The sequence below is a fragment of the Arthrobacter sp. SRS-W-1-2016 genome, assembly GCF_002009585.1.
Taxonomy (GTDB): Bacteria; Actinomycetota; Actinomycetes; order Actinomycetales; family Micrococcaceae; genus Arthrobacter; species Arthrobacter bambusae_A.
This window is the reverse complement of sequence record NZ_MTPV01000061.1, coordinates 133,123-158,016: the sequence shown is the minus strand read 5'-3', so window position 1 is coordinate 158,016 and position 24,894 is coordinate 133,123. Positions and strand designations below refer to the sequence as shown.

Genomic DNA, 24,894 nt, shown 5'->3' with positions numbered 1-24,894 from the left:
AGGACTCTGGCACCGCACAGGCTGGGCAGGACGATCATGACGCGCCCGGGATTTACACACGTTTTGTCCTATAACCCGGAAGCCCCGCCCGGACGAATCCGGACGGGGCTTCCCGAAAAGCCGAGTTACTTGACAGTAACCGTGGCGCCGGCAGCTTCGAGCTGCTCCTTGGCCTTCTCAGCGGCTTCCTTGGTGGCGCCTTCGAGAACAGCCTTCGGTGCACCGTCAACCAGGTCCTTGGCTTCCTTGAGGCCGAGGGAGGTGATGGCGCGGACTTCCTTGATCACTGCGATCTTCTTGTCACCGGCAGCTTCGAGGACGACATCGAATTCAGTCTTCTCTTCGGCCTCTTCAGCAGCAGCGCCACCGGCAGGGCCGGCGACTGCAACAGCAGCAGCGGTAACTTCGAAGGTCTCTTCGAAGAGCTTGACGAACTCGGAGAGCTCGATGATGGTCAGTTCCTTGAAAGCTTCAATGAGCTCTTCGTTGCTGAGCTTCGCCATGTTTGGCGTCCTTCCTTTAGGTGGTGCCGCCACGGACGTCGTCCGTTACTGCACCGGAGTTTGAGTGGGGAGAACTTAGTTCTCTTCGGTTGCTGCTTCAGCGGCTTCAGCCGGAGCGGCAGCCTCTTCCGCAGCAGCCTCGGCGGGAGCCTCTTCGGCAGCCGGTGCTTCTTCAGCGGCCGGTGCTACAGCGCCGCCCTCTTCTTCAAGCTTGAGGCGCAGAGCGTCAATGATGCGTGCAGCCGCGGCAGCAGGTGCCTTGAGGATGCCTGCAACCTTGGCGAGCTGCAGCTCACGGGACTCGAGGGCTGCCAGTGCGGCAACCTCTGCTGCGTTCAGTGCCTTGCCTTCGAAGTAGCCGGTCTTGATGACCAGCTGCTTGTTGGCCTTGGCAAAGTCCGTCAGGCTCTTGGCGGCAGCAACCGCGTCACCCTTGATGAATGCGATTGCAGTGGGGCCGGCGAGCTGACCGTCGAATGCTTCGACACCAGCTTCCTTGGCTGCAATGGCGGTCAGGGTGTTCTTGACGACCGAGAACTTGGTGTCCAGGCCGAGAGAAACACGCAGCTGCTTGAGCTGTGCAACAGAGAGCCCGCGGTATTCGGTCAGGACAGCGGCGTTCGATTCCTTGAAATCGTTGGTGATCTCAGCTACTGCGGAGATCTTGCTTGGCGTTGCCATAACCCTCCTTCCGGGGAATAAAGCCGGTCTTCCGGGTCCCCGCTCAAAAGAGCTGCAACTAAAAAACGCCCCGCGCAGATGCACGGGGCTTGGCTCAACACAATCCTACGATCGTGGAGATTTGCTTCGTTCACCTGCGCCGGCCGCCCTTTGTCAGGGTCCTTCGTCTAGGAAACCACTTGGTTCTTCCGCACATAGCTACAGAGTTGAGCTGTGCCCGGAGGAGTGGATTCCCATCAACCGACGGTCTTTGGTAGTTCAAGCTTACGGGACGGGCAAGTGCATCGCCAAATCGCGCCGGCTCACTCGGACGAGGTGACCCTCGGGCCCATGTTCGGCAGTTCCTTCTGCCACAGACCGGTGACCCCGGCGGTGGTGAACCCCAATTGTTTGTTGACGGTCAGCAGGTACCGGTTTTCCGGGGCATTCCAGGTATAGATCACCCGGGCGTCGGGGAACTGTTCGCTGAGGCGCTGCATATTGGCGACCTTGATGAGGAGTCCCAACTTGTTTCCCCGGTGCTCCTGCAGGACGATCGTGTCGTCCTGGAAGACGACATCCTGGCGTTGTGCCAGCACGCCGATGGTGGTCAGCCCGACGATGCGTCCGCTGGCGACGTGCTCGACGGCGGTGACTACCGTTCGGCGCCCCTGCGCGACGGCGGCGTCTTCCGCCTGACGCAACACACCGGCGTCGAACACCAACTGCTGCTGCTCGGCCTCCGCAGCGTCATTGCCTTCGGACACCACTTCCCCGGCCGCGTTCTCCAGCGCGGCCACGGCTTCGAGCCACTGTTGAGGGCAACGGTCGGTCCAGTGGTGGACCCGGTAACGGCCGGCGTTCGCGGCTTCGGCTTCGGCCTCGAGCTCGGCAACAAGCTTTGAATCCAGCGGGAGCGCGCAGGAACTGAATTGTTCGATGTGCTGGAGGGTGTAGCCGGTTCGCCGGGCAAAATCGACCTCGCGGCTGGCCAAAGGAACGAAGCCCAGGCCGCTGCCAGGCACGAGCTGGCCCTCGGCACCGCCGCGCAGGGACTCGGCAGGGTGGTTGGTGTCCACCATGATCATCGTCCGGCCCTCGCTTTTGGCGAAATGTTCGGCAGCTTCCAGAAGCTGCCGTCCGACGCCCCTGCGCTGGAATTCAGGGAGGATGTCCAAGGTGAACTCGGCGAGGTCCATGTTGTCGGCAAGGGGCAGCGCAATGTCCACGGTGCCGACAATGCGCCCGTCAACGCGGGCCACGAGAATGACCTGGCGTTCGTAAGGATCGCCGAGTTCGAGCAGCTTTTCCAACGGGGTGTAAGCGAGATCGTCCGTGCCCCAGATCTGCATGCGGACCCGGCGGCTGACTTCGACGGCGGCAAGGAAGTCCTTCGCGTCATTGGCGTCAAGGGAATCAGGGATCCAGAGTTGGCCGATCTCCACCGTGCTCGTCATTTGATCCTCTTTTGCCATTCGCCGTCGTATCCCGCCGGTTTGAAGCCGAGCTGTACGTTGATGGACAGCATATGTTCGTTTTCCTCGGCGTTAAAAGTCATGACGCGCTCGACTTCCGGATATTCCTTTTGAAGCCTGCGCAGATTGGCCAGTTTGACGAGCATTCCCAGTCCGTGGCCGCGGTGGGGCTTTGCCACCAAAGTGTCATCTTGTTTGGCCACCCGCCCCCGCAACCTCCTCGACGGTGCGGAGCAATGCGGTTCCGATTCCACGCCAGCGGTACGCATCCAGGACATCTAGGTGGAGCCACGCGGTATGGACTTTATCCGTGAGTGGAACGAAGCAGGAGGCATGCCCGATGATGCGTCCGTCGACCCGGCCGAAGAAATTCCTCGATGCCTCGTACGGGGTATCGCGCCATCCCGCGAGCCGGACCTGCGCAGAGAGTGCCCTGTCCAGGCTTCCCCATGTTTCCAACACCATGGTGTCCATCACGGAAGAGAGCTCCCGGAAATCCTTGCTGTCCGGCCCATTCAGGGAGTCCGGCAGGTTGAGCTCGTGGATGCTGAAATCCGGAAGCCGGCCTGTCATGCCCTCAGCCTAACGAGCGGCCGCCACCCGCGATAGGTGCCGGTCGCATACGACGAAAGGACCGCCCGGCGAATGCCGGACGGTCCTTTCAGAGTCGATGCTCCCGGTGGCTTACGCCTCGGTGAGGACCTTGGTGACGTTCGGGTCAACCGAGATGCCCGGGCCGAACGTGGTGGCGACCGTAGCCTTCTGGATGTAACGGCCCTTGGAAGCGGACGGCTTCAGGCGAAGCACCTCTTCCAGGGCAGCTGCGTAGTTCTCGGCCAGCTTCAGTTCGTCGAAGGAAACCTTGCCGATGATGAAGTGCAGGTTCGAGTGCTTGTCGACGCGGAAGTCGATCTTGCCACCCTTGATGTCGTTGACGGCCTTGGTGACGTCTGCGGTCACGGTACCGGTCTTCGGGTTCGGCATGAGGTTACGCGGGCCGAGGACCTTACCGAGGCGGCCAACCTTGCCCATGAGGTCAGGGGTTGCCACTGCGGCGTCGAAGTCGGTCCAGCCGGCTGCGATCTTTTCGATCAGGTCATCGGAACCAACGAAGTCGGCGCCTGCAGCGATTGCTGCTTCTGCCTTGTCGCCCGTTGCGAAAACCAGGACGCGGGCAGTCTTACCCGTGCCGTGCGGCAGGTTGACGGTGCCGCGGACCATCTGGTCGGCCTTGCGCGGGTCAACGCCCAAACGGAAAGCGACCTCAACGGTGGCGTCGAACTTGGACGGGTTGGTGTCCTTGGCGAGCTTGATGGCCTCGAACGGGGCGTAGAACTTGTCTGCCTCGATCTTGGCTGCGGCTGCCTCATATGCTTTGCTGCGCTTTGCCATGCTGCTTATTCTCCTTGTGCAGTTGTGGTCTGCGGACCGCGCTGGGCCCTGCCACAGTTGGAGATCCGGCGTGGATCTCCAACATTTTCAATGTTTCAATGATGCCGGTTTCCCGGCGGTGCGCTCCGGCGTCGTCAGTTCCCGAACAGACGCCATGAAGCGGTGAGGGGAATTAACCCTCGACGGTATCTAATTGTCGAAAGTCTCCGGGACTCACTTCCGGCGAGTGCTTCATTCCTCAGCCCTCACCGTCCGTTCATTCCTCGACTATTCGACAGTGATGCCCATGGAGCGTGCGGTGCCGGCAATGATCTTGGCAGCGCCCTCAAGGCTGGTGGCGTTGAGGTCTTCCATCTTGGTGGTGGCGATCTCGTTGACCTGTGCCTGGGTCAGCTTGGCAACCTTGACCGTGTGCGGCGTGGCCGAACCCTTTGCAACGCCTGCAGCCTTCTTGATGAGCTCTGCAGCCGGCGGGGTCTTGGTGATGAAGGTGAAGGAACGGTCTTCGTAGACCGTGATTTCAACCGGGATAACGTTTCCGCGCTGGGCTTCCGTTGCAGCGTTGTACGCCTTGCAGAATTCCATGATGTTGACACCGTGCTGGCCAAGCGCAGGACCGATCGGCGGGGCCGGGTTGGCGGCACCTGCCTGGATCTGCAGCTTGATGAGGCCGGTGACCTTCTTCTTGGGAGCCAATGTAGGTCCTTCTCTCAATAACTTCCTAGGACACAGGAGCGTGCCTCAGGTTGATGGCCGCCATGGCAAGGCGACCGGCCGCTCCGTGGCTGCTAAGCGGGCAACCGCGGGGCGAAATTCTTGGATCAACTAGATCTTGGTGACCTGGTTGAATGCGAGCGTAACCGGGGTTTCGCGTTCGAAGATCGACACCAGGACCACAAGCGTCTGGGAATCCATCTTGATCTCCGAGATCGTGGCGGGAAGGGTCTCGAACGGACCTTCCTTGACGATGACGGACTCGCCAACTTCGAAGTCGATGTCGACGGGCGTCTGGTGCTGCTTGTTGACCGGCTTGCCCTTTTCGGCCTGCTGCTCTTCGAAGACCGGAGCCAGCATCGAAAAGACCTCGTCGAGGCGAAGCGGGACCGGGTTGTGTGCGTTGCCCACGAATCCGGTGACACCGGGGGTGTGGCGGACGGCGCCCCAGGACGCGTCAGTCAGGTCCATGCGGACGAGGACGTAACCCGGAATGCGTACGCGGTTGATGATCTTGCGCTGGGCGTTCTTGATCTCAACGACTTCTTCCATGGGCACCTGGATCTCGAAGATGTAATCTTCCATGTCCAGGGTCTGGATGCGGGTCTCAAGGTTGGCCTTGACGCGGTTTTCGTAGCCGGCGTAGGAGTGGATGACGTACCAGTCACCCTCCTGGCGGCGAAGCTTGGCCTTGAACTCCTCAGCGGGGTCCGCGGGCGCTACGGCTGCAGCGGCGGCCAGGGCGTCGGCGTCGGACGCATCGGCGTCGTTTGCAGACTCGTCGGCCTCGGACTCATCCTGGTCGGCGTCGTCGACGTCGGCAGTTTCGGGCGCAGCAGAATCGACCTCGGATCCTTCCACGGCGTCAGCCGTGGCGTGGGCCGTGCTTTCAGCGGGCCCATCCAGCTCAGTCTCAGTTACCTCGAGCTCCTGCTCAGACACTTGGTCTCCTGCTTCCTCATTGCCTAACATGCCTATTTAAATGGCTCAATTCCGCAAACCCTGCGAAATCCCTTGATTTTCCGGGGATTCCACGCGGTTTGCGGAGCGATCCGCTTAGTGGTTCGTGGTGCCAGTAGCGCCGAAAACCCATTTGATTCCCGTACCGAAAGCCAGGTCCAGGATGGTGACGACAAGCATCATGATGGCCACGAACACCAGCACCACGACTGTGTAGTTGACCAGTTCCTTGCGGGTGGGGGCAACTACCTTCTTGAGTTCACCAATTACCTGGCGGACAAAAAGCGCAATTCGAGCGAAGAGGCCGGAATCGGACTTCTTGGCAGGGCGGCCCTTCGAGCTGCTCGCAGCTGTTTCGGTCACCTGATCCTCACTCATCTATGCAAACGTCGTTGACCCGACTCTGATCAGAGCCATGGTTGCTGCGCTTGTTCCAAGGAGAACCCCGGAACAGCTTGCGCAGGGCAGACAGGACTCGAACCTGCAACCTGCGGTTTTGGAGACCGCTGCGCTACCAATTGCGCCACTACCCTATGGAACGAATCCATATTTTGGCCACACTCCATCAAAGCCAAGGAACCCCGAACAACACGGGAATCCGGAGCCAGTCTGGGGCGCGAACCATTGTGATGTTTTTCAACACCGGTGAACCAGTCTACGCAACAACGTCGCGATAGTCGAACCGGGCCATTTCCGGAGCGTTCAGGCCTGGCGGCTGATCAGTGCCCGCTTGATCAGCGCACACTGTCACTTTCCCGACGTTAGCCCGATAGCTCCGCAGAACAGCATAAAGTAGATTCCGTCGAATCCCACCATCCAGCTCATGAGCTGCCCGCGAAGAACGGTGCTTTAAATGTCTGCCGGAATACCTGCCGCCCGCATTTCACAGCGAATTTCCGCCATCGCCGAATCCGCCACCCTTGCCGTTGACGCCAAGGCCAAGGCGCTCAAGGCAGCGGGTCGCCCCGTGATCGGCTTTGGCGCCGGGGAGCCCGATTTCCCGACCCCCGACTACATTGTCAAGGCCGCCGTCGAGGCCGCCGCCCAGCCGAAGTACCACCGGTACTCCCCCGCTGCCGGCCTGCCGGAGCTGAAGAAGGCGATCGCGGACAAGACGTTCCGCGATTCGGGCTACAAGGTTGACCCTTCCCAGGTGATGGTGACCAATGGCGGCAAGCAGGCCGTCTACAACACCTTCGCCACACTTGTCGATCCGGGCGACGAAGTAATCATTCCTACGCCTTTCTGGACCACTTACCCGGAGGCGATCCGCTTGGCCGGAGGCGTTCCCGTTGAGGTCTTCGCCGGCCCCGAGCAGGGTTACTTGGTCACCGTGGAGCAGCTCGAAGCCGCGGTCACCGACAAGACGAAGATCCTGCTTTTCGTTTCGCCGTCCAACCCGACCGGGGCTGTCTACAGCGCCGAACAAGTGGCCGAGATCGGAAAATGGGCTGCGGCCAAGGGCCTCTGGGTGGTCACCGACGAGATCTATGAACACCTGACGTACGACGGCGTGCCCTTCACCTCGATTGCCACTGCCGCCCCCGAACTCGGCGACAAAGTGGTCATCCTCAATGGTGTCGCCAAGACCTACGCCATGACGGGATGGCGCGTTGGATGGATGATCGGCCCGGCCGACGTCATCAAGGCCGCCACCAACCTCCAGTCCCACGCGACGTCGAACGTTTCCAACATCATGCAGATCGCAGCCCTCGCGGCAGTCTCCGGTCCGCTGACCGCCGTCGACGAGATGAAGGTGGCCTTCGATCGCCGCCGCAAGGCGATTGTCGCCGGACTGAACGCGATCGAGGGCGTGGAATGCCCGACGCCGACCGGCGCCTTCTACGTGTACGCCGATGTCCGTGGGCTGCTGGGCAAGGAGTTCCCGACGTCGAACGGTCCTGTCCGTCCGTCAACGTCCGCTGAGCTTGCCTCACTGATCCTCGACGAGGTTGAGGTCGCTGTTGTTCCGGGCGAGGCCTTCGGCCCCTCCGGTTTTGTGCGCCTCTCGTACGCCTTGGGCGACGACGACCTCGCCGAAGGCGTTCGACGCCTTCAGGAATTCCTCGGCCAGGCCAAGTAACCAGCGCGCCTGCACAAACGCCCGCTCACCTTGGGACAAAGGTGAGCGGGCGTTTGGGTTTAAACCCCCAAAGGTGAGCGGGCGTTTGGGTTTAAACCCCCAAAGGTGAGCGGGCGTCAGAGGAGGCGGCGCTCGGCGGCCCACTTGGTCAGTTCGTGGCGGCTGGAGAGCTGGAGCTTGCGGAGCACTGCCGAGACATGGGTTTCGACGGTCTTGATGGAAATGAACAACTCTTTGGCCACCTCCTTGTAGCTGTAGCCCCGGGCGATGAGGCGCATGACTTCCAGTTCCCTCGCGGAGAGCCGGTCGAGTTCGTCGTCGGCGATCTCGGCAGGAGACGTTCCAAACGCGTCCAGGACAAATCCTGCGAGCCGCGGCGAGAAGACGGCGTCGCCGTCGGCCACTCGGATCACAGCGTCGGAGATCTCGGGGCCGGAAATGGTCTTGGTGACATAGCCACGGGCACCTGCCCGAATGACGGCCACGACGTCCTCGGCTGCATCCGAGACGCTCAAGGCCAGGAAGCTCGTGCTCCCGCGCAACGCCGAGGACCCGCTGATGACTTCCCGTCCGCCGCCGCCAAGTCCGCCCGGCAAGTGGACGTCAAGCAACACCACTTCAGGCTGAACCTCGGCAATCACGGCGATGGCTTGCTCCACTGTTCCGGCTTCGCCCACGACGTCGATCCTGGAATCGAGGTCGGCCTTCAGCCCGGACCGGAAGATGGCATGATCGTCCACGATCACCACGCGCACGCTCCGCTCCACTTGCTCTGATAAGGCATTCATGCTTTGGCGTCTCCGTTTCGGTTTTCTGCTTTGTCGGCGTTCTCGACAGGCAGTTTCAGGCGGACTTCCGTGCCCTCGGAACTGCTGTCGATGACCGCTGTGCCGCCGTGGCGTTTCATCCGACCGATGATTGATTCCTTGACTCCGAGGCGGTCTTCGGGGACGGCATCCGGGTCGAAGCCGGGTCCGCGGTCCCTGACGAAGACCTCGCTGCCCGAGTCGGAACTCTCGAGATAGACGGACACGGCTCCGCCGCCATGCCTGGCGGCATTGTGCATCGCCTCGCGGGCCGCCAGGACGAGTGCTTCGTGCCGGTCCGTCATGGCTGCGTCTCCCACGCTGACGACGTCGACCGGGTGTCCGTGGGCGTCCTCCACTTCGGCTGCGGCCGCGGCTATCCGCTCCGCCAGGAGTCCCGAGTCCTTGGCGGCGTCCCGGTACAGCCAGGTGCGCAGCTCACGCTCCTGGGCACGCGCGAGGCGGACCACGTCCTGCTCGGAACCGGCCCGGCGCTGGATCAAGGCGAGCGTCTGCAGTACCGAGTCGTGCAAGTGGGCGGCAATCTCGGCCCGCTCGGTCTCCCGGACCCGCGCCGCCCGTTCAGTTTCAAGGTCTTTCCAGAACTTCAAGCCCCACGGCAGCAGCACCAGGGCGACGCCGCCCAACACGGCGATGGAAGCCAACAGGGCGAGCCAAGTCTGCTCCCACGAGCCGGAACCGGACACCATGACCAACACACCGGCAACCACGAGGGCCAGGCCTGCGGCGAGGCGGACCCAGCCGCCGGCCTGGTCGGCCTTGGTCTTGTCCACCAGTCCGGCCCGGCGCGTCTCGTCCAGCTGCATCCAGGCAATCGCCGCTCCGCCGAGTATGGCCGCTGCGGGGATCAGCGTGCCGAGCGGGACTTCGACGCCGAACTGCCGGGCGATGAGGATGGCAGCCACTAGGAGGAGGCCCGCTCCCAGGAGGATTTCCTTCCCGTACTGGATGCGCTTCAACTTGAACCAGGAGGCGACGACGGGCGCCGGGGCGGACAGCGGCAGGGGCTGCGCTCCGGCGTCGGGCGCTGCCAAATCGGGGGGTATGCCCACCGAAGGAGGCATGCTCACCGCGGGAGCAATGGGCGACGCCGGCCGGCGGCTATTGCGGCGGGCGCTTTCGTCGGCAGTGGGCACCATGACCCACAGCCACGCGTAGAAGACCACGCCCGCGCCCCCTGCGAACGAGGCCAGGACCATACCGAGCCGGATGTACTTCACGGGCCAGCCCAGGTGGTCCGCCAGGCCGCTGCACACGCCGGCAATCATCCGGTCGCCGCTTCGGACCAGCGGCGGGCGTTGCATGGCGGTTGTCATGAATCCATCCAAACACGTATCAGGGCCTTCGGCGCTCGAAGCCAGGGCATCTCAGGGGGCCACTCAGGGAACGTTCAGGGTATCCCCCAATAGAGGGCTGCGCCGCGGGGCGGCAAGATCGAAGTATGAACGCGAACAGCATGAATCCCGAGGACCCCGGACAAGCACCGGAGCCCGGACAAACTGCAGAATCCAGCCACCCTGCCGGGGCGGGCTCGCCCGCGAAGCCGGCCCAGCCCAACGCCGGCGACACCGGCGGCGCGGCTCCGGACTACGCTGTGCCCGCTCCCCCGCAGAACTTCTTCACCTGGATCCGAAGCCAAGGCATCAGCCGTGGCCGGGACCGGTGGGTGGGCGGCGTAGCGAGCGGCATCGCGCACCGCTTCGGCATCGATCCCTTGATCGTCCGCGGCATCTTCATCATCCTCACCCTCTTCGCCGGTATCGGCATCCTGCTCTACGGCATCGCCTGGGCGCTCCTGCCCGAACCCGATGGCCGCATCCATGCACAGGAAGCCGGGGCCGGCCGCTGGTCCGCAGGCATGACCGGCGCCCTCATCACAACCATCATCGGATTGCCAAGCCTCGGCCGCGGCTTCTGGGGATGGGGCTGGAACGGCGTTCCCGGAATCCTCTGGACGCTGTTCTGGGTAGGCGGCATCGTCTACCTGATCTATTTCCTGGTCCAGCGCAGCAAAGCCCGCAGCGGTAGGCAGAGCATGGGCCCACACCACTATGCGGCCGCTCCAGGTTCCTTTGGCGACACAGGCACGCAGGCCTCGGCAGGCTATCCGGCCGGCCCGTACAGCGCGGGCCCCTACAGCGCCGGGACTTCCGGGCCTGGGACTTACGGCGCCGGGGCTTACGGAGCTGGCAATTACGGGGCCGGCGGCCCCGGGACCCCTTCAGGTCCCGTCAATCCCACGGGCCCCTACCCACCGGCCGGCGCACCCCATCACCCCGAGCGTCCCGAGCGGCAGAGGCGGCAGGGACCGGGCGCGGCGATCGTAGCGGTTTCTGCGGGCGCGGCCCTGCTGGGCGGCGGAACAATCAAGCTGCTCGACGCCGGCAACGTCATCCACCTGGGCGACGCCGCCAATGCAGTGGTCTGGGCCACGGGCGCCGCAGTCCTCGGCCTCGGCATCCTGGTTGCCGGGCTTCGTGGCCGCACGTCGGGGCTGCTCGGCTTCCTTGCCATCGCGACGCTCGTGATCGGGGGCATCTTCAACATCGCCCCCAACGCGGACCACTTCCGCCTGCAGAATGCCCAGTGGAATCCTGTGAGCATCGACGATGCCCGCAAAGGCTTCGACATCACCGGGGCCAACGGGACCGTCGACCTGACCAAACTGAACCTGAGCGCACCGCTGAGTTCCGACGTCGTGGTTCCCATGGACGTGACCGCAAGCAACATCAAACTCCTCGTCCCCTCGACAGTGCCGGTGGAGGTCCAGGCAGACATGACCTTTGCGAACCTCAAGCAGGACGGTAGTGCCGTCGCCCAAAGCAACGGTGGCACCCTGGACAGCTTCAACATGGACAAGCCCGGCGCCAAGCTGGTCGTCAAACTCAACGGAACGTTCAGCAACGTCACCGTCCAGGAAGGAAACTGACATGAGCACCCACGAACCCACGCGGGCATTCGAACCAGACCCCGTCCCGGCGCCTGCATCCTCGCCCCAAGCCCGGGCAAGGGTGGGCACGGTCGTCTGGGGGCTGATCGTCCTGGCTCTCGCAGCCTTGATCATCATTTCCAAACTCGGCCTCGTGGCCCTCAACGGCAACTATGTGCTGATCGGGCTCATGATCGGAGCAGGTGCGGCGCTCGTGATCGGAGGGCTGGTGTCGGCGCGCTCCCGAAAAGGCAGCGGGTCCGGCCCTGACTCCGGGACCGGCGCCGCCGATTCCGGCCACCGCTAGCAAGAAGCACGTGACAAAGCAGCCACAACACGGAAGGCTCTAGCCATGAACAAGTTCTTCAGCATCGTACGAGGCATCGGCCTGAAGCGCGGTCCGCAGCGTTTGATCGGCGGGGTGTGCGGTGGCATCGCCGCCAAACTGAACGTGGACGTGGCCTACGTCCGCATCGGCTATCTGATCTTCTGCCTGCTACCCGGGCCAGCCGTGCTCATCTACATCGTGGCGTGGCTGTTGCTTCCCAACCAAAGGGGCGACATTGCGCTGGAATCTTTCCTCACCCAGCGTTCGCAAGGGAAGAACTAGCACAGCCCGGGCTTGCCCGGGCTGTTTCCTGGTTATTTCAAAAGTCTCATCCACGGCGGTGGTCATGGTTTGTGTCCCACCCCACATTTCCCCCTACAATCGTTGTGAGCTCAGCGTGGCGCTCTGCACGTATACCTCCTAGCCAGGATTTGAGCCCTCATGAAAATTGGAATCCTTACCAGCGGTGGCGACTGCCCCGGACTCAACGCCGTCATCCGCGGCGCCGTCCTCAAGGGAATTGCCATCCACGGCCAGGAATTCGTCGGTTTCCGGGATGGTTGGCGGGGCGTCGTGGAGGGCGACGTCATCGACATTCCCCGCACGATGGTCCGCGGTATCGCCAAACAGGGTGGAACCATCCTTGGCACGTCCCGCACCAACCCGTTCGAGAACGGCGGGGGGCCGGATGTCATCAAGGCCCACATGGACCGCCTCGGCATCGACGCGATCATCGCCATCGGCGGCGAAGGCACCTTGGCCGCTGCGAAGCGCCTCACCGACGCGGGCCTAAGGATCGTGGGCGTCCCCAAGACCGTGGACAACGACCTCGACGCCACCGACTACACCTTCGGCTTCGATACCGCCGTCCAGATCGCCACGGAAGCCATCGACCGGCTGCGCACCACCGGAGAATCCCATCACCGCTGCATGATCGCCGAGGTCATGGGCCGCCACGTGGGCTGGATCGCCCTGCACGCGGGCATGGCTGCGGGCGCGCATGCCATCCTGATCCCCGAGCAGAAAGTCAGCATCGAGCAGATCACGGAATGGGTCCAGGAAGCCCACGATCGTGGACGCGCACCGTTGATTGTTGTTGCCGAGGGATTTGTCCCGGACCACATGGAAGCCCCGCATTCCGAACGCGGCCTTGACACCTTCGGCCGGCCGCGCCTGGGCGGCATCGCGGACCAGCTCGCCCCCGAAATCGAAGCCCGCACGGGCATCGAGACCCGCGCCACGATCCTCGGCCACATCCAGCGCGGCGGCGTCCCCTCGGCTTTCGACCGCGTGCTGGCCACCCGGCTGGGCATGGCAGCCATCGATTCCGTCGTGGAAGGCCGCTGGGGAACCATGGTGGCCCTCAAGGGCACCGACATCGAGCACGTGGGCTTCGAAGCTGCCCTCGGCAAACTCAAGACCGTCCCACAGAACCGCTACGACGAAGCCGCGGTACTGTTCGGCTGAGCCGGCCCCTCAAAGGAATCTTCCAGCAGCAGGCGGGTACCACGAGGTGGCCGCCTGCTCCTTCCTTTCCGGTGACTGCATAGACTCGATGTCATGGAACTTGATGCGGGATCGGCGGAAATTGTGCTGCTGGCCTGGGCCCGGCACTTAGGGTTCGACGACGAGGCCTTCAGTTTCGTCTCCGGCCCAGCCGCTGCCCGCACTGGGGAGCGCTTGGTCAGGGAAGACGACGACGCCGAGTCCATCACGTTCGTGAGGCTCTTTGGCCGCTCCGCGTTGGTGGCTCCGGCATGGGCGGTGGCCGCCGCCGTCGGGCTCTCAGACGATCAACTGAGCGAGCATTCCACACTGTTGCGGATCAGTCGCGAACACGGCGGCCACGGGCTCGGGACGTCGGCACTGCTGTTCGCCGACGATTTGCCCCTCTTCCAGCCGGGCGGCGAAGTCACCGTCTCCCACGGCCATCCGGAGGTAATCGAGTTGGAGGGCAGGTGCCCTCCGGACGACGTCAACGAGGTCCACCTCTCAAAAATGGACCACCATTTCACCGTGATGGACGGGAACGAACCGGACCGCAAACCGGTGGCCTGCGGCGCCTACGCGGAATGGCAAGGGATCCTCGCAGACTTGGGCGTCCTGGTGCCGCCCGAGTTGCGCCGGCAGGGGCTCGGAACCCTGGCTGCCTCGATCGCCGCCCACGAGGCACTCGCTTCCGGCCTGACGCTGCAGTGGCGGACCGCTCTGGACAACCGGGGTTCCATGGCCTTGGCCCGAAGGCTGGGATTCGCCGACGGCGGCATCCAGACCTCCGTACTGCTCCGCTAGCGACTTGCCCTGGCCGCGAGTTGGCAGACGATGCCCGCATTTTGGGGGCATCGTCTGCCAGTTCGCGCGGGCTAACTGTCTTGCGAAACAGTCTCGGGCTTGGCCCCTGCGGCAGCCGGGGAACCCCATCCCTGGACGGCTTGGGGCTTGCCGAACAACAACGCCGCTACGGCGCCCAACAGAATCGCAAACGCCGGCAGCAAGACCGACTGGCTCATCGCCGTCGAAAAGCCGGCGTGCAGGAATTCAGGCAAACTTCCGGTGAATCCGCCTTCCCCGGCCGGGGCCGCACCTGGCGGAGCCGCGGGCAGCTCAGCGGCGAGCCGGGACTGGATCAACGCGGCAATCGCGGCGGATCCCAGCACGGCACCGATCTGGCGCGTCGTGTTGAAGACACCGGAACCGGCTCCGGCGGAACGCGGCGGGAGGTTGCGGGTGGTGGCGTTGGAGACCGGTCCCCAAATGAAGCCGTTGGCCACGCCCTGGAGGGCGCTCGGCAGAAGGAACATCCAAATGGGAGTGTCCGGCTTCAGGAGCGAGCCGGTCCAGAAGAGCGCTCCGGACAGGCAAACGAGCCCGAAGGCGGCGAACCAGCGCGGGTTGATGCGGTCGATCAGCTTGCCGACAAAAGGTGCCAAGGCGCCGGAGATCACGGCCATGGGGATCATCAGCAAGGCGGACTGCGTCGGGGACAACCCGCGGACCACCTGGTAATAGAAAATCGTGGGCAGCGGGAACGCGGTGATGGTGAAGCCCACCGCCATGATGGTGGTGTTGCCCAAGGAGAAGTTGCGGTCCTTGAACAGGCCAAGAGGCAGCAAAGGCTCACCGCCGCGCCGCTCCAGCAACCACTGCCAGAAGACAAACACGGCCAGGACAACGAGCCCCGTGATGATCAGTCCCCACACGGTAATGGGTCCGGTGACGGTGCCCCACTTGTAGCTTTGGCCTTCCTGGATGCCGAACACCAGCAGGAACATCCCGGCTGCCGACAGCAGCACTCCCAGGACATCGAACTTGTGGCTGTGCGTGGTCAGCTTCGGTACCAGCCGGGTCACGAGGACGAAGGCAACGACGCCGATGGGAACGTTGACGAAGAAGATCCACTGCCAGCCGAGGCCGTCGACCAACACGCCGCCGAGGATCGGGCCGACGAGGATGGCCATGCCGGCCGTGGCTCCCCAAAGGCCCATGGCTGCGCCGCGGCGGTCCGGCGGGAAGATCCGGGTGATGACGGCCATGGTTTGGGGCGTCATCATGGCCGCGCCGATGCCCTGGACCACCCGGGCCGCGATGAGCATGCCGATGTCGCCCGAAAGGCCGCACCACAGTGAAGCCAAGGTGAAGACAACGAGACCGATCAGGTAGAGGTTCTTGGGCCCGAAGCGGTCGCCGAGCCTTCCGGTGATCAGCAACGGCACGGCGTAGGCGAGGAGGTAGGCGCTCGTCACCCAGATGACCGAGTTGATATCGGTGTGCAGGCCCTCCATGATCCGTGGGTTCGCCACGGAGACGATGGTGGTGTCGATCAGGATCATGAAGAACCCGACCACGAGGGACCACAGTGCGGGCCACGGTTTAGCTACGTTTTCCATGGGTTTCCTTTGACTGTGCTGAATCGATTGCAGGTTGGTGCGTGGGACGGGCGCTTACCATGGCAATTGCCCGCTGCGGAGATCGTCTTGGAAGGTGCGTATCCAGTCGATTTCGGTCCGCAGCATGGTTTGTTGGTACTTGACGTCGATCCAAAACTTGGGCTCGACGCCTTTGGCAGCGACGGCTTCTTCTCCTTGGACCAGGAAGTCGAGCTGGTTTTCCAAGTTCGCCACGCGGTGGTCCAGGAGTTCGAGTACGACGCCGGACGGCAGGTTGTGTGCCTCGGCGATCGCATGGGGAAAAATCGGGTATTCGTTCACGGGTTCCGAAAGCATGTTCTGGAGGCGCTCCGTCAGCGCCTCCCGGCCGGTTCCGGTGATCCGGTAGGTGGTGCGCTCGGGCCGGTTGCCGGCGCGGTCAGTGCCCGTCGACTCGACCAAGCCTGCTTCTTCCAGCCGAGCGACGGCGTGGTAGAGCGTGCCCGGCCGGACTTTGACCAAGCGGTCCTCATGGCGGGCCATCAGGAGCTGGTACATCTCGTACGGATGCATCGGCGCCTCGACAAGGAGGGCCAACGCGGCGACGCCAAGTGGAGTCAGTGCGGCTCGTGCCATTTCCCCATCCTCCGTGCGAACTATTCCACATCAACTATTCCACATGGAATATCTGATCGCAAGCAGTCCGCCAGCCATTCCCGGCGGGCCGTCTTGGTTTATCCGAGCAGTTCGAGAATCTCCGTGCGGGCAAACATCCGCGCGGCCTCGCGCGCCGTGGGCGTACCGGCGTCGGGATCGGCCCCGGCGTCAACCAGAAACCGGGCCACCTCCGCGTAACCCTTGAAAACTGCGCCGGCCAGCGGAGTCTGGCCACGATCGTTCGCCCCGTTTGCGTCTGCACCGTGGTGCAACAGAAGCTGAACAGTTTCAGCATGGCCGTTATATGCGGCGAGCATCAGAAGCGAGTCGCCGGCGGCAGTGCGCATTCCAGCCGGCGCACCGGCGTTGAGGTAGCTGCGCAGGAGCACTGAGTTGCCTTCCCTGGCAGCATCGAACAAGGTGTGCGCCAAGGCAATGGCCTCGTCGTCGACACCTGTCGCTTGGGCGTCAGCGCCGGTGGTTTCGCTCATCGATGGGGTCCCTTCAGGAATCCGGACTGGCGCCCCACCACCTGTCCGGCGTCGGGCGCGACGATTACTTCCTGGGCGGCCGGATAAGGCTCCTCGCCGTCCAGCACGGTCAGCACTTCCTGGGGATCCACTGAGCGCTTGATCAGCGCCAGTCCCACTGCCCCCATCTCGAAATGCTGGGCCACGGATGTCAGCGTACCCACCTTGCGCTCTCCGGCAAATACGACGCTGCCCGGCGCCGGGAGGGTGTGCTGCGAGCCGTCCAATTGCAGGAAAACGAGCCGCCGGGGCGGGTGTCCAAGGTTGTGGACACGTGCGATGGTCTCCTGGCCCTTGTAGCAGCCCTTGGACAAGTGGACCGAGGTCCGCAGGAGATCGAGCTCGTGCGGGATGGTCTTCTCGTCCGTCTCCGCGCCGAGCCGGGGACGCCAGGCGGCGATACGGAGCGCCTCCGCCGCCAGGGAACCGGCGAGTGCCATGCCCTCGACGGCCGCTTCAAGCTCGGCCGCGGGAATGAGGTACTCGAACCAAGGACGCTCGAGGCCGGGATGGGAGCTTTCCTCCACGACGCTGTAGGAGTAGCCGCCGACGCCGATATGCGGCCACGGGTCCTCCCAGACTAGCCGTTCCGACCATGCGTCAATGGCCTTGGTTGCGCCGACAACCGCCCAATCGGAAGACACGTCGGCCACCTCGACGCGCAACATGAAGCGCATCTTGTTGAGCCATTCCGCCAGCGGGGCGGCCTCGGCGGCCTCGACCAGCAGCCAGGTGGTGTCGCCGTCGTCCACCACGCGGGCATCGAACTCGATGCGGCCCTGGATGGTGAGGAGCAGCAATTCGCTGGAGACGCGCGGTTGGAGGTTGGTCAGTTGCTGCGAGGAAAGGGTGTTGAGCCAGCTGAGGCGGTCCGGTCCCGTGACCGTGACAACGCCCCGGTAGGAAAGATCGACGACGGCGGTGCCGGCGGCGAGGGCGCGCTGCTCACGCAAGGGCTCGCCGTAGTGGGCCGCGACGCCGGAGTCCTCGCCGCCGCCTTCCACAGCTCCGGGGCGCGACAAAAGGGGGCTCGTGTAAGTCATATGTAGTAGAAGTCCTTGGGGCTCAGCGGTATTCCGGGTTTTCAAAATCGAAGCGCGTGCCGGCTTTCCATTCATCCGGGAGGTTGCCGTACGCAGGAATGCCGCCTGCATCCTTGAGCATCCGGGCGTAGTGGAGCAGGTTCCAGGTCATGAACGTGGTGTTCCGGTTGGTGAAGTCGCTCTCGGGACCACCGGATCCTTCGTCGAGGTAGCTGGGGCCGGGTCCGACCGCACCGATCCAGCCGGCATCGGCCTGGGGCGGGATGGTGAAACCGACGTGCTGGAGGCTGTACAGGACGTTCATGGCGCAGTGCTTGATGCCGTCCTCGTTGCCGGTGATCAGGCAGCCGCCGACCTTCGGATAGTAGGCCCACTGGCCCTTGCTGTTGAGCTGGCCCGAATGGGCGTAGAGCCGTTCGATGAGCTTCTTGGTCTGGGAGGAGTTATCGCCAAGCCAGATAGGACCGGCCACCACCACGATGTCGGCTTCCAGCACAGCCGGGTACAACTCCGGCCATTCATCCGTGGCCCAGCCATGTTCGCGCATGTCCGGATACACACCGGCGGCAATGTCGTGATCCACAGTGCGGATTACCTGGGTACTGACGCCCTGCTTTTCCATGATGCGCCGGCTGATGGTGATCAGTCCGTCGGTATTGCTCACTTGCGGGGATGGTTTGAGTGTCCCGTTGAAGAACACAGCCTTGAGATCGTCGTAGCTTGCGGGCTTTGTTGCTTCGTTCACTTGCTGCTCCCTGTGGTTCGGACTACGAAACGGGACGTTCAGTGAGACCTCTTCGGTGAGACCTTGAAGCCAGCGAACAGGCCCCTAGGAGAGCTTGTTCAGGAAAGCCGAAGCATGGGCCTCGAGCGACTTGCCCGCGGTGGACACATCCCAACGCCACAATAGATTGCCATCCACGAGGCCGAAGATGCGTGTGGCCGCAGTGTATTCCTTGGAGTGGCCGCCGCGCATCACCATATCGGTGCTCAACTGGATCTGCGGTCCCTTGATTTGGCCGTAGTACAGCTCGCTGATGCCACCGGGATGGGCTATCGTCACAGCGATGTCGAACCCGCCGTCCGCGTTCCGGTGCGCCTCGACGTCGTCGGCCGTCTTCAATACCGGGACCATTTCCGCCGGAATCAGGCCCGGTCCGCCGTCGGCGTCGAGCATTTTCCGCTCCAGCGCCCAGAAGCCCGTTTCCACGGTGAGGGGCCGCAATTTGGTGCCGTCCTCGTCGCTGAGCCAGCTTTCCGCCCGGTACTCCAAGTACGGCAGACCGTGGTGCGTGAAAGAGACATGCTGGATGAAGTGATCCGAGTCTTCTTCACCGCTCCCCAGCCGTCCCCGGCCTTCCCACTCACCAATGAGCCAGGAAAGGGGTACCAGTTCGGGTGTCAGGTCGGAAGGGATTTCGATGGGCACAGCAACTACCTCAGTGGACCGGAAGGTACAGAAGCTCTACTTCTGGCCCTTGAAGAGACGGTAAACGACAAAACCAGCGAACCATGCCATCGAGAGGCTGGCCAGGCCGAGGAGGACGAGGAAGAAGATTTCAAATGCAAGTACGGACATGATGCCATCCTAACTGTTAGTAGATGAGTAGTTTGTCGATGAAGTAGCACATGGCCCCAACCGCCCAGACGGGTGCAACGCCCATTCCAAGGACGGCCGGGAAATTCAGCCGGCCGAGCCGAAGCGTCACCATCCGACGGAAACTGACCAGGACCGAACCGATCACGACGCCCACGACAATGGCGGGCACGATCGCGATATCGGAGAACACCAGGCCCGCCAGCGGGGCCACCAAACCGGCCGCCACGATGCCCAGGGGCGCCACGACCCGGTCCGGCCAGCGCAACAAGCCTGCGAGGAGGGCTACCGCGGCACTGAGGGCCGCGACCAACAGCATTTCCTTGATGCCGTTGAACCTCGCACCCGCAATCCAGCCCGCGCCGAGGCAGCTCAGCAGGACGCCGGCACAACTGCCCAGGGTCGATTCGAGCCGTTGGGCCTGCCCTGTTCCGCGGATCAACTGCACGACGAACACCGCAATCACGCCGGCGGCGATGAAGCCCGGCGTCGCGTCGAGGAATCCGGGGGCCGGGACGAAGCCTGCAGCCAGGGCCGAACCCGCGCCGCTCAGCCCGATCACGGCTGCGAGGGTCTTCTTGGCGGGGACTGCAAGAAAATGGGGCCAGCCGACGCCAACGGCGGCCGACGCCAGAATTCCGACGGCGACCAACCCCTCCGTGGGGCCGTAAGAGCTGGCGACGAAAACCGCGAGCGCCACGAGGCCGACCACCCCGATGCTCCAAGACTTCACTGCGCCCCTGACCTCACTGTGTCCCTTACCTCGCTGTGCGCTCGATCCGCGGGTCCCCTCGGGGACTCCGTTTCGATCCAAGCTGCGACCAACCTCGTGACAATCCTGCCTTATACGGCACAAATATGTCGCAAAGAGGGGTTGAAGGTGACACGAATCCCTGACGTTGCAGGGACCTTTGGGTATACTCGGTTGTCAACAGCGCTTCTTGTTGCAACGCTTCCGTTACAACGGAACCACGCCCCATAAGCAGCTACCGGCCGGTGGAAACCCGGTTCAGACGCCCGATGATGCGCGGACCGCCCATTGGAGGAACTATGTCGCACATCCTGCTCCTGACGAACAGCACCGGCTCGTCGGTAGACATCCTGCCCGCCTTGGAGCTCTTGAACCACCGGGTCCACATTCTTCCTGCCGAGCCCACGGCATTGCTCGAGACCGATCCCACCGACGTCGTTTTCCTGGATGCCCGCAAGGACCTGGTGGGGGCCCGTTCCCTGACCCAGCTCCTCAAGGCCACGGGCTTGAGCGCACCCCTCATCCTGATCCTCACCGAAGGTGGCATGGCTGCCGTCTCTTCCGCATGGTCCGTGGATGACATCGTCCTCGACTCTGCGGGACCGGCGGAGGTCGAAGCCCGGATCCGCCTGGCCGTGGCCCGCGCGATTCCCGGCGAAGAGGAAACCAACACCGAAATCCGGGCGGCCGGCGTCGTCATTGACGAAGCAAGCTACACCGCCCGCGTGAACGGGCAGCCGCTCAACCTGACCTTCAAGGAGTTCGAACTCCTGAAATACCTGGCCCAGCACCCGGGCAGGGTGTTCACGCGCCAGCAGCTCCTCACCGAGGTCTGGGGCTACGACTACTACGGCGGCACGCGCACCGTGGACGTCCACGTCCGTCGCCTGCGCGCCAAGCTCGGCGTGGACCACGAGAACCTCATCAGCACGGTCCGCAACGTCGGCTACCGGCTGACATTGGTCCGCTTGCCGGAAGATGAACTCACGGAGGCCTAGGCTTCCGAACCCCCACGCTTCGGAACCCCAGGCTTCGAACACAAGGAAGGCCCGGACTCAACGAGTCCGGGCCTTCCTTTGCTTGAGTGGAGGACATACGGGTCGAACGTATCGAGGCCACCCCACTGGTGGATCCCCCTCGTATCCTGCTTCGCAAAGCCGGACGAGATATAGACCTTACACGGCCAAGGGATTGCCTGCAAAATCCATCCCGCCAAACCGGCCCGGGACGTATAGCCTTGCAGCATGAGCCCTGCGCACCCGGAGAACTGGCCCGTACTCGTCGTCAAAGGCGCCTCGGATAGCGAGTTGTTGAGAGACATCAAAATGCTCGCCGCAGCTGCCGAGGAGTCGGACGGCAATCCACCGTTGTCCGAACAGACCCTCGTCATGCTGCGCGGAGCCGATTCCGGCGACCACTCAGTGCTCACCATGGCCCTGTATGCCCCGGACGAGCAGTCCGATCCGGCGAGCGGCCAGGATCTGGCCGGAATCGCCGTCGTGGTTGAAGCGGACGACGGGACCGGGGTCCTGGAAATGGCGGTGCACCCCAGCTACCGCAACCAGGGTGTCGCCGGGAGGCTGTTGGACTCGCTCCGGGACAGCCGCGGGCTTGCGGGCCTGAATGCCTGGTCCCATGGAAACCACGAGGCCGCCGCGGACCTCGCGGCCCGCTACGGCTACGGCCCCGTACGTGAACTGTGGAAGATGCGCCTCATGTCCTCCACCGCGGAACTGCCCGACGCCGGCCTGCCTGAGGGAGTCTCGCTGCGCGCCTTCGTGCCGGGTCAGGATGAGTCCGCCTGGCTGGCTGCCAACAGGGCAGCATTTGCCCACCATCCAGAGCAGGGGTCGCTGACCCGGGCCGATCTGGAAGCCCGGATGGCCGAGGACTGGTTCGACCCCGCAGGTTTCCTGCTCGCCGTGAATCCGGCCGGGGAGCTGCTCGGCTTCCATTGGACGAAGGTGCACCCCCGGCAAGGATCCCACCCGGCCATCGGCGAGGTCTACGTCGTCGGCGTAACGCCTGCAGCCCAAGGCCTGGGACTCGGCAAGGCGCTCACTGTTGCCGGGATCAGGTATCTGCAGAGCCACGAGCTGCACTCGGTGATGCTGTACGTGGACGCCGACAATACCGCGGCCGTCGCCCTTTACCAGAAGCTGGGATTCGTGCGCTGGGACGTCGATGTCATGTATGCGCCGTTAACCGGGAAGTAACCCGGAACCAAGGCGTATCTGAAAGGCTAGGACATCTAGGATTCCGGCACGTGGAATCCTTGTAGGGTTGAATCAAACCCCGCGCTGAACGAGAAGGAGAGCCCGATGAACCCGGACCCGGTCGGAACCACCAAAACCGAGGTCAAGGGCGCAACCTTGCCTCCCCGCTTCGGTTCGTCCGAAGTCCCGGCAGCGCGGGCAACCCAGGACCGCATCGACATTCCTGAGTTTGCGCCCTCCCTTGAGCCGGAAGGCGATATCACCCCGGACCGTTTCCTGGACCGCGAACTGAGTTGGCTCGCCTTCAACTCGCGCGTCCTCGAACTCGCGGAGGACCCCGACCTCTTCCTGCTGGAGCGGGTCAATTTCCTCTCCATCTTCGCCTCGAACCTGGATGAATTCTTCATGGTGCGGGTAGCCGGCCTGAAGCGTCGCATCGCCACCGGACTCGCGGTTCCCTCCCCTGCCGGCCTGAGCCCCATCGAAGTCCTGGAGCAGATCGGCGATGCCGCCCGGAAGCTGCAGGAACGCCACGCGCGCGTTTTTGCCGAGCAGATCCGGCCCGCTTTGGCCTATGAGCACATCCACCTCATGCGCTGGGACGAACTCGACGACGAAGCCCAGCACCGCTTGAGCATCATGTTCGGCGAGAAGGTCTTCCCGATCCTCACCCCCCTCGCCGTCGATCCGGCCCACCCCTTCCCCTATATCTCCGGGCTCTCCCTCAACCTGGCCGTGATTGTCCGCAACCCCGTGAGCGACAAGGAACTGTTCGCCCGCGTCAAGGTTCCGGACCAGCTGCCCCGTCTCGTTTCGATCGACGGCCCGCGGGCCGGCGCGGTCCCGGGCCGCGTGGCCCGGTTCATCGCGCTCGAAGAGGTCATTGCGGTGCATCTGGACAAGCTGTTCCCCGGAATGGAAGTCATGGAGCACCACAGCTTCCGCGTCACCCGCAACGAGGACGTGGAAGTTGAAGAGGACGACGCCGAGAACCTCCTGCAGGCGCTTGAAAAAGAACTTCTGCGCCGCCGCTTCGGCCCGCCCGTCCGGCTTGAGGTCACCACGGACATCAACCCGAACATCCGAGCGCTCTTGGTGCGGGAACTCGGCGTCGAGGAATCCGAGGTCTACTCCGTTCCGGCACCCCTGGACCTTCGGGGCCTGTCCGTCATCGGCGGCATCGACCGCGCCGACCTCCACTACCCGAAGCACGTGCCCCATACCTCGCGGTACCTGAACGAATCCGAGACATCCAAGGCCGCCAACGTCTTCGCGGCAATGCGCCGCCGCGACATCCTGCTGCACCACCCGTACGACTCGTTCTCGACGTCGGTCCAGGCTTTCCTCGAGCAGGCGGCCGCCGACCCCAAGGTCCAGGCCATCAAGCAGACCCTGTATCGCACGTCCGGCGATTCCCCCATCGTGGACGCCCTGATCGATGCTGCCGAAGCCGGCAAGCAGGTGCTTGCCCTCGTGGAGATCAAGGCCCGCTTTGACGAGCAGGCCAACATCTCCTGGGCGCGCAAACTGGAGCAGGCCGGAGTGCACGTGGTGTACGGAATCGTAGGACTCAAGACGCACTGCAAGTTGTCCCTGGTTGTCCGCCAGGAAGTGGACGGCCTCCGCAGGTACTGCCACATCGGCACGGGCAACTACCACCCCCGGACGGCCCGCTACTACGAGGATCTCGGTCTGCTGACCTCCAACGAGCAGGTGGGCGAGGACCTGTCCAAGCTCTTCAACCAGCTCTCCGGGTATGCCCCCAAGTCGACGTTCAAGCGGCTCCTCGTGGCCCCCCGCTCGGTGCGGTCCGGATTGATCGACAGGATCGAGACCGAGATCCGCAACGCCCGCGCGGGAATCACCGCGCGGGTCCAGATCAAGGTCAACTCCATGGTGGACGAAGCCATCATCGACGCCCTTTACAGGGCGTCGCAGGCCGGGGTGAAGGTTGACGTCATTGTCCGCGGCATCTGCTCGCTGCGCCCCGGAGTGCCTGGACTGAGCGAGAACATCACGGTCCGCTCCGTCCTGGGCCGCTTCCTGGAGCACTCCCGCGTGTTTGCCTTCGCCAATGCCAACGATCCCGTGGTCTACATCGGCTCAGCGGACATGATGCACCGCAACCTCGACCGTCGGGTCGAGGCCTTGGTGCAGCTCTCCAGCCGGGAGGACACCGCCGAGGTCATGGACCTGCTGCGGCGCTACATGGATCCCGGCACGGCCAGCTGGCACCTCGACAACCAAGGCCACTGGACCAGGTTTCACCAGGCCGAAGACGGCTCGCCGCTGCTGGACATCCAGTCCTGGCTGCTTGCCTCCCGGTCCCGCCAACGTGCAGTCGCCCGGCGGTAGGCAGCGAA

At 63.7% G+C, this 24,894-nt stretch carries 27 protein-coding genes and 1 tRNA gene; 9 read left to right on the top strand and 19 right to left on the bottom strand.

Translation table 11 applies throughout. From position 1 onward, the window contains the following. Positions 1 to 125: 125 nt before the first annotated feature. The 10 genes from rplL to BMF89_RS15905 all read right to left on the bottom strand — a co-directional run bounded on the left by rplL (position 126) and on the right by BMF89_RS15905 (position 6,237). The gene (gene rplL / locus BMF89_RS15945) at positions 126 to 503 is read right to left on the bottom strand and encodes a 50S ribosomal protein L7/L12 (protein WP_059387353.1); all 378 of its coding nucleotides are present in this window, start codon (positions 501 to 503) and stop codon (positions 126 to 128) included. 75 nt (positions 504 to 578) lie between these two features. Continuing rightward, positions 579 to 1,184 carry a 50S ribosomal protein L10 gene (gene rplJ / locus BMF89_RS15940; protein ID WP_078108073.1) on the bottom strand — a complete coding sequence of 202 codons (606 nt, stop codon included), beginning with the start codon at positions 1,182 to 1,184 and terminating at the stop codon, positions 579 to 581. A 302-nt stretch (positions 1,185 to 1,486) separates the two neighbouring features. Further along, positions 1,487 to 2,620, bottom strand: a complete 1,134-nt coding sequence (locus BMF89_RS15935) for a GNAT family N-acetyltransferase (protein ID WP_078108072.1) — start codon at positions 2,618 to 2,620, stop codon at positions 1,487 to 1,489. After that, positions 2,617 to 2,820, bottom strand: coding sequence for a hypothetical protein (locus tag BMF89_RS22460; RefSeq protein WP_253190845.1), 204 nt, complete (start codon positions 2,818 to 2,820; stop codon positions 2,617 to 2,619). The genes BMF89_RS15935 and BMF89_RS22460 overlap by 4 nt, the downstream gene beginning before the upstream one ends. A gap of 4 nt (positions 2,821 to 2,824) precedes the next feature. Continuing rightward, the gene (locus tag BMF89_RS15930; protein WP_253190844.1) at positions 2,825 to 3,211 is read right to left on the bottom strand and encodes a GNAT family N-acetyltransferase; all 387 of its coding nucleotides are present in this window, start codon (positions 3,209 to 3,211) and stop codon (positions 2,825 to 2,827) included. Positions 3,212 to 3,322: 111 nt separating this feature from the next. Beyond that, entirely contained in the window at positions 3,323 to 4,030 is a 708-nt protein-coding gene (gene rplA / locus BMF89_RS15925) for a 50S ribosomal protein L1 (protein WP_028265118.1), read from the bottom strand. Between the two features lie 267 nt (positions 4,031 to 4,297). Continuing rightward, positions 4,298 to 4,726: a 50S ribosomal protein L11 gene (rplK, locus tag BMF89_RS15920; RefSeq protein ID WP_028265119.1), complete on the bottom strand. Its 429-nt coding sequence runs from the start codon at positions 4,724 to 4,726 to the stop codon at positions 4,298 to 4,300. A 129-nt stretch (positions 4,727 to 4,855) separates the two neighbouring features. Continuing rightward, positions 4,856 to 5,686: a transcription termination/antitermination protein NusG gene (nusG, locus tag BMF89_RS15915; RefSeq protein ID WP_078108071.1), complete on the bottom strand. Its 831-nt coding sequence runs from the start codon at positions 5,684 to 5,686 to the stop codon at positions 4,856 to 4,858. A gap of 114 nt (positions 5,687 to 5,800) precedes the next feature. Continuing rightward, a complete protein-coding gene (gene secE, locus BMF89_RS15910; protein WP_059387348.1) occupies positions 5,801 to 6,082 on the bottom strand; it encodes a preprotein translocase subunit SecE in 282 nt (93 codons plus the stop codon). 82 nt (positions 6,083 to 6,164) lie between these two features. After that, positions 6,165 to 6,237: transfer RNA gene (locus BMF89_RS15905), tRNA-Trp, on the bottom strand. Between the two features lie 320 nt (positions 6,238 to 6,557). Here BMF89_RS15905 and BMF89_RS15900 point away from each other — a divergent pair. Beyond that, the gene (locus tag BMF89_RS15900) at positions 6,558 to 7,787 is read left to right on the top strand and encodes a pyridoxal phosphate-dependent aminotransferase (RefSeq protein WP_171983514.1); all 1,230 of its coding nucleotides are present in this window, start codon (positions 6,558 to 6,560) and stop codon (positions 7,785 to 7,787) included. Positions 7,788 to 7,903: 116 nt separating this feature from the next. Here the strand turns inward: BMF89_RS15900 and BMF89_RS15895 are convergent, their stop codons facing one another. Both BMF89_RS15895 and BMF89_RS15890 read right to left on the bottom strand, forming a co-directional pair. Further along, positions 7,904 to 8,575 (bottom strand): response regulator transcription factor, encoded by a 672-nt coding sequence (locus BMF89_RS15895; RefSeq protein WP_078108070.1) that lies wholly within the window; start codon positions 8,573 to 8,575, stop codon positions 7,904 to 7,906. After that, positions 8,572 to 9,930: an ATP-binding protein gene (locus BMF89_RS15890; protein ID WP_078108069.1), complete on the bottom strand. Its 1,359-nt coding sequence runs from the start codon at positions 9,928 to 9,930 to the stop codon at positions 8,572 to 8,574. The genes BMF89_RS15895 and BMF89_RS15890 overlap by 4 nt, the downstream gene beginning before the upstream one ends. Before the next feature lie 125 nt (positions 9,931 to 10,055). On the opposite strand from BMF89_RS15890, the gene BMF89_RS15885 reads away from it, so the two are divergent. The 5 genes from BMF89_RS15885 to BMF89_RS15865 all read left to right on the top strand — a co-directional run bounded on the left by BMF89_RS15885 (position 10,056) and on the right by BMF89_RS15865 (position 14,163). Then, positions 10,056 to 11,543 (top strand): PspC domain-containing protein, encoded by a 1,488-nt coding sequence (locus tag BMF89_RS15885; RefSeq protein WP_078108068.1) that lies wholly within the window; start codon positions 10,056 to 10,058, stop codon positions 11,541 to 11,543. Position 11,544: 1 nt separating this feature from the next. After that, positions 11,545 to 11,850 carry a hypothetical protein gene (locus tag BMF89_RS15880; RefSeq protein WP_078108067.1) on the top strand — a complete coding sequence of 102 codons (306 nt, stop codon included), beginning with the start codon at positions 11,545 to 11,547 and terminating at the stop codon, positions 11,848 to 11,850. A gap of 45 nt (positions 11,851 to 11,895) precedes the next feature. Continuing rightward, the gene (locus BMF89_RS15875; protein WP_078108066.1) at positions 11,896 to 12,153 is read left to right on the top strand and encodes a PspC domain-containing protein; all 258 of its coding nucleotides are present in this window, start codon (positions 11,896 to 11,898) and stop codon (positions 12,151 to 12,153) included. A 159-nt stretch (positions 12,154 to 12,312) separates the two neighbouring features. After that, positions 12,313 to 13,338 carry an ATP-dependent 6-phosphofructokinase gene (locus tag BMF89_RS15870; protein ID WP_078108065.1) on the top strand — a complete coding sequence of 342 codons (1,026 nt, stop codon included), beginning with the start codon at positions 12,313 to 12,315 and terminating at the stop codon, positions 13,336 to 13,338. 93 nt (positions 13,339 to 13,431) lie between these two features. Next, complete coding sequence (locus BMF89_RS15865) at positions 13,432 to 14,163, top strand: GNAT family N-acetyltransferase (RefSeq protein ID WP_078108064.1); 732 nt, start codon at positions 13,432 to 13,434, stop codon at positions 14,161 to 14,163. Between the two features lie 71 nt (positions 14,164 to 14,234). On the opposite strand, the gene BMF89_RS15860 is transcribed toward BMF89_RS15865, so the two are convergent. From BMF89_RS15860 to BMF89_RS15830, 7 genes are all read right to left on the bottom strand, one after another. Then, entirely contained in the window at positions 14,235 to 15,758 is a 1,524-nt protein-coding gene (locus tag BMF89_RS15860; protein WP_078108063.1) for a DHA2 family efflux MFS transporter permease subunit, read from the bottom strand. 54 nt (positions 15,759 to 15,812) lie between these two features. After that, positions 15,813 to 16,373 (bottom strand): PadR family transcriptional regulator, encoded by a 561-nt coding sequence (locus BMF89_RS15855; protein WP_078108062.1) that lies wholly within the window; start codon positions 16,371 to 16,373, stop codon positions 15,813 to 15,815. Between the two features lie 98 nt (positions 16,374 to 16,471). Next, complete coding sequence (locus BMF89_RS15850; RefSeq protein WP_078108061.1) at positions 16,472 to 16,885, bottom strand: ankyrin repeat domain-containing protein; 414 nt, start codon at positions 16,883 to 16,885, stop codon at positions 16,472 to 16,474. Then, a complete protein-coding gene (locus tag BMF89_RS15845) occupies positions 16,882 to 17,967 on the bottom strand; it encodes a folate-binding protein YgfZ (protein ID WP_078108060.1) in 1,086 nt (361 codons plus the stop codon). The genes BMF89_RS15850 and BMF89_RS15845 overlap by 4 nt, the downstream gene beginning before the upstream one ends. A 22-nt stretch (positions 17,968 to 17,989) precedes the next feature. Beyond that, entirely contained in the window at positions 17,990 to 18,712 is a 723-nt protein-coding gene (locus BMF89_RS15840) for a flavodoxin family protein (protein ID WP_078108059.1), read from the bottom strand. A gap of 84 nt (positions 18,713 to 18,796) precedes the next feature. Beyond that, positions 18,797 to 19,396 carry an FABP family protein gene (locus BMF89_RS15835; RefSeq protein ID WP_078108058.1) on the bottom strand — a complete coding sequence of 200 codons (600 nt, stop codon included), beginning with the start codon at positions 19,394 to 19,396 and terminating at the stop codon, positions 18,797 to 18,799. 166 nt (positions 19,397 to 19,562) lie between these two features. After that, positions 19,563 to 20,297 (bottom strand): permease, encoded by a 735-nt coding sequence (locus BMF89_RS15830; protein ID WP_078108057.1) that lies wholly within the window; start codon positions 20,295 to 20,297, stop codon positions 19,563 to 19,565. Positions 20,298 to 20,614: 317 nt separating this feature from the next. Here BMF89_RS15830 and BMF89_RS15825 point away from each other — a divergent pair, with 317 nt between their 5' ends. The 3 genes from BMF89_RS15825 to BMF89_RS15815 all read left to right on the top strand — a co-directional run bounded on the left by BMF89_RS15825 (position 20,615) and on the right by BMF89_RS15815 (position 24,886). After that, positions 20,615 to 21,313, top strand: coding sequence for a response regulator transcription factor (locus BMF89_RS15825; protein ID WP_059387339.1), 699 nt, complete (start codon positions 20,615 to 20,617; stop codon positions 21,311 to 21,313). 246 nt (positions 21,314 to 21,559) lie between these two features. Next, the gene (gene mshD, locus BMF89_RS15820; protein WP_078108056.1) at positions 21,560 to 22,531 is read left to right on the top strand and encodes a mycothiol synthase; all 972 of its coding nucleotides are present in this window, start codon (positions 21,560 to 21,562) and stop codon (positions 22,529 to 22,531) included. 105 nt (positions 22,532 to 22,636) lie between these two features. Further along, positions 22,637 to 24,886: an RNA degradosome polyphosphate kinase gene (locus BMF89_RS15815; protein ID WP_078108055.1), complete on the top strand. Its 2,250-nt coding sequence runs from the start codon at positions 22,637 to 22,639 to the stop codon at positions 24,884 to 24,886. The last annotated feature ends 8 nt before the right edge of the window (positions 24,887 to 24,894 follow it).

What these genes read in the sequence shown, in the direction of transcription:
- rplL (WP_059387353.1), bottom strand. Translation starts at nt 503, where the DNA reads ATGGCGAAGCTCAGCAACGAAGAGCTCATTGAAGCTTTCAAGGAACTG.
- rplJ (WP_078108073.1), bottom strand. Translation starts at nt 1,184, where the DNA reads ATGGCAACGCCAAGCAAGATCTCCGCAGTAGCTGAGATCACCAACGAT.
- BMF89_RS15935 (WP_078108072.1), bottom strand. Translation starts at nt 2,620, where the DNA reads ATGACGAGCACGGTGGAGATCGGCCAACTCTGGATCCCTGATTCCCTT.
- BMF89_RS15930 (WP_253190844.1), bottom strand. Translation starts at nt 3,211, where the DNA reads ATGACAGGCCGGCTTCCGGATTTCAGCATCCACGAGCTCAACCTGCCG.
- rplA (WP_028265118.1), bottom strand. Translation starts at nt 4,030, where the DNA reads ATGGCAAAGCGCAGCAAAGCATATGAGGCAGCCGCAGCCAAGATCGAG.
- secE (WP_059387348.1), bottom strand. Translation starts at nt 6,082, where the DNA reads ATGAGTGAGGATCAGGTGACCGAAACAGCTGCGAGCAGCTCGAAGGGC.
- BMF89_RS15900 (WP_171983514.1), top strand. Translation starts at nt 6,558, where the DNA reads ATGTCTGCCGGAATACCTGCCGCCCGCATTTCACAGCGAATTTCCGCC.
- BMF89_RS15895 (WP_078108070.1), bottom strand. Translation starts at nt 8,575, where the DNA reads ATGAATGCCTTATCAGAGCAAGTGGAGCGGAGCGTGCGCGTGGTGATC.
- BMF89_RS15890 (WP_078108069.1), bottom strand. Translation starts at nt 9,930, where the DNA reads ATGACAACCGCCATGCAACGCCCGCCGCTGGTCCGAAGCGGCGACCGG.
- BMF89_RS15885 (WP_078108068.1), top strand. Translation starts at nt 10,056, where the DNA reads ATGAACGCGAACAGCATGAATCCCGAGGACCCCGGACAAGCACCGGAG.
- BMF89_RS15880 (WP_078108067.1), top strand. Translation starts at nt 11,545, where the DNA reads ATGAGCACCCACGAACCCACGCGGGCATTCGAACCAGACCCCGTCCCG.
- BMF89_RS15875 (WP_078108066.1), top strand. Translation starts at nt 11,896, where the DNA reads ATGAACAAGTTCTTCAGCATCGTACGAGGCATCGGCCTGAAGCGCGGT.
- BMF89_RS15870 (WP_078108065.1), top strand. Translation starts at nt 12,313, where the DNA reads ATGAAAATTGGAATCCTTACCAGCGGTGGCGACTGCCCCGGACTCAAC.
- BMF89_RS15865 (WP_078108064.1), top strand. Translation starts at nt 13,432, where the DNA reads ATGGAACTTGATGCGGGATCGGCGGAAATTGTGCTGCTGGCCTGGGCC.
- BMF89_RS15860 (WP_078108063.1), bottom strand. Translation starts at nt 15,758, where the DNA reads ATGGAAAACGTAGCTAAACCGTGGCCCGCACTGTGGTCCCTCGTGGTC.
- BMF89_RS15855 (WP_078108062.1), bottom strand. Translation starts at nt 16,373, where the DNA reads ATGGCACGAGCCGCACTGACTCCACTTGGCGTCGCCGCGTTGGCCCTC.
- BMF89_RS15850 (WP_078108061.1), bottom strand. Translation starts at nt 16,885, where the DNA reads ATGAGCGAAACCACCGGCGCTGACGCCCAAGCGACAGGTGTCGACGAC.
- BMF89_RS15845 (WP_078108060.1), bottom strand. Translation starts at nt 17,967, where the DNA reads ATGACTTACACGAGCCCCCTTTTGTCGCGCCCCGGAGCTGTGGAAGGC.
- BMF89_RS15825 (WP_059387339.1), top strand. Translation starts at nt 20,615, where the DNA reads ATGTCGCACATCCTGCTCCTGACGAACAGCACCGGCTCGTCGGTAGAC.
- mshD (WP_078108056.1), top strand. Translation starts at nt 21,560, where the DNA reads ATGAGCCCTGCGCACCCGGAGAACTGGCCCGTACTCGTCGTCAAAGGC.
- BMF89_RS15815 (WP_078108055.1), top strand. Translation starts at nt 22,637, where the DNA reads ATGAACCCGGACCCGGTCGGAACCACCAAAACCGAGGTCAAGGGCGCA.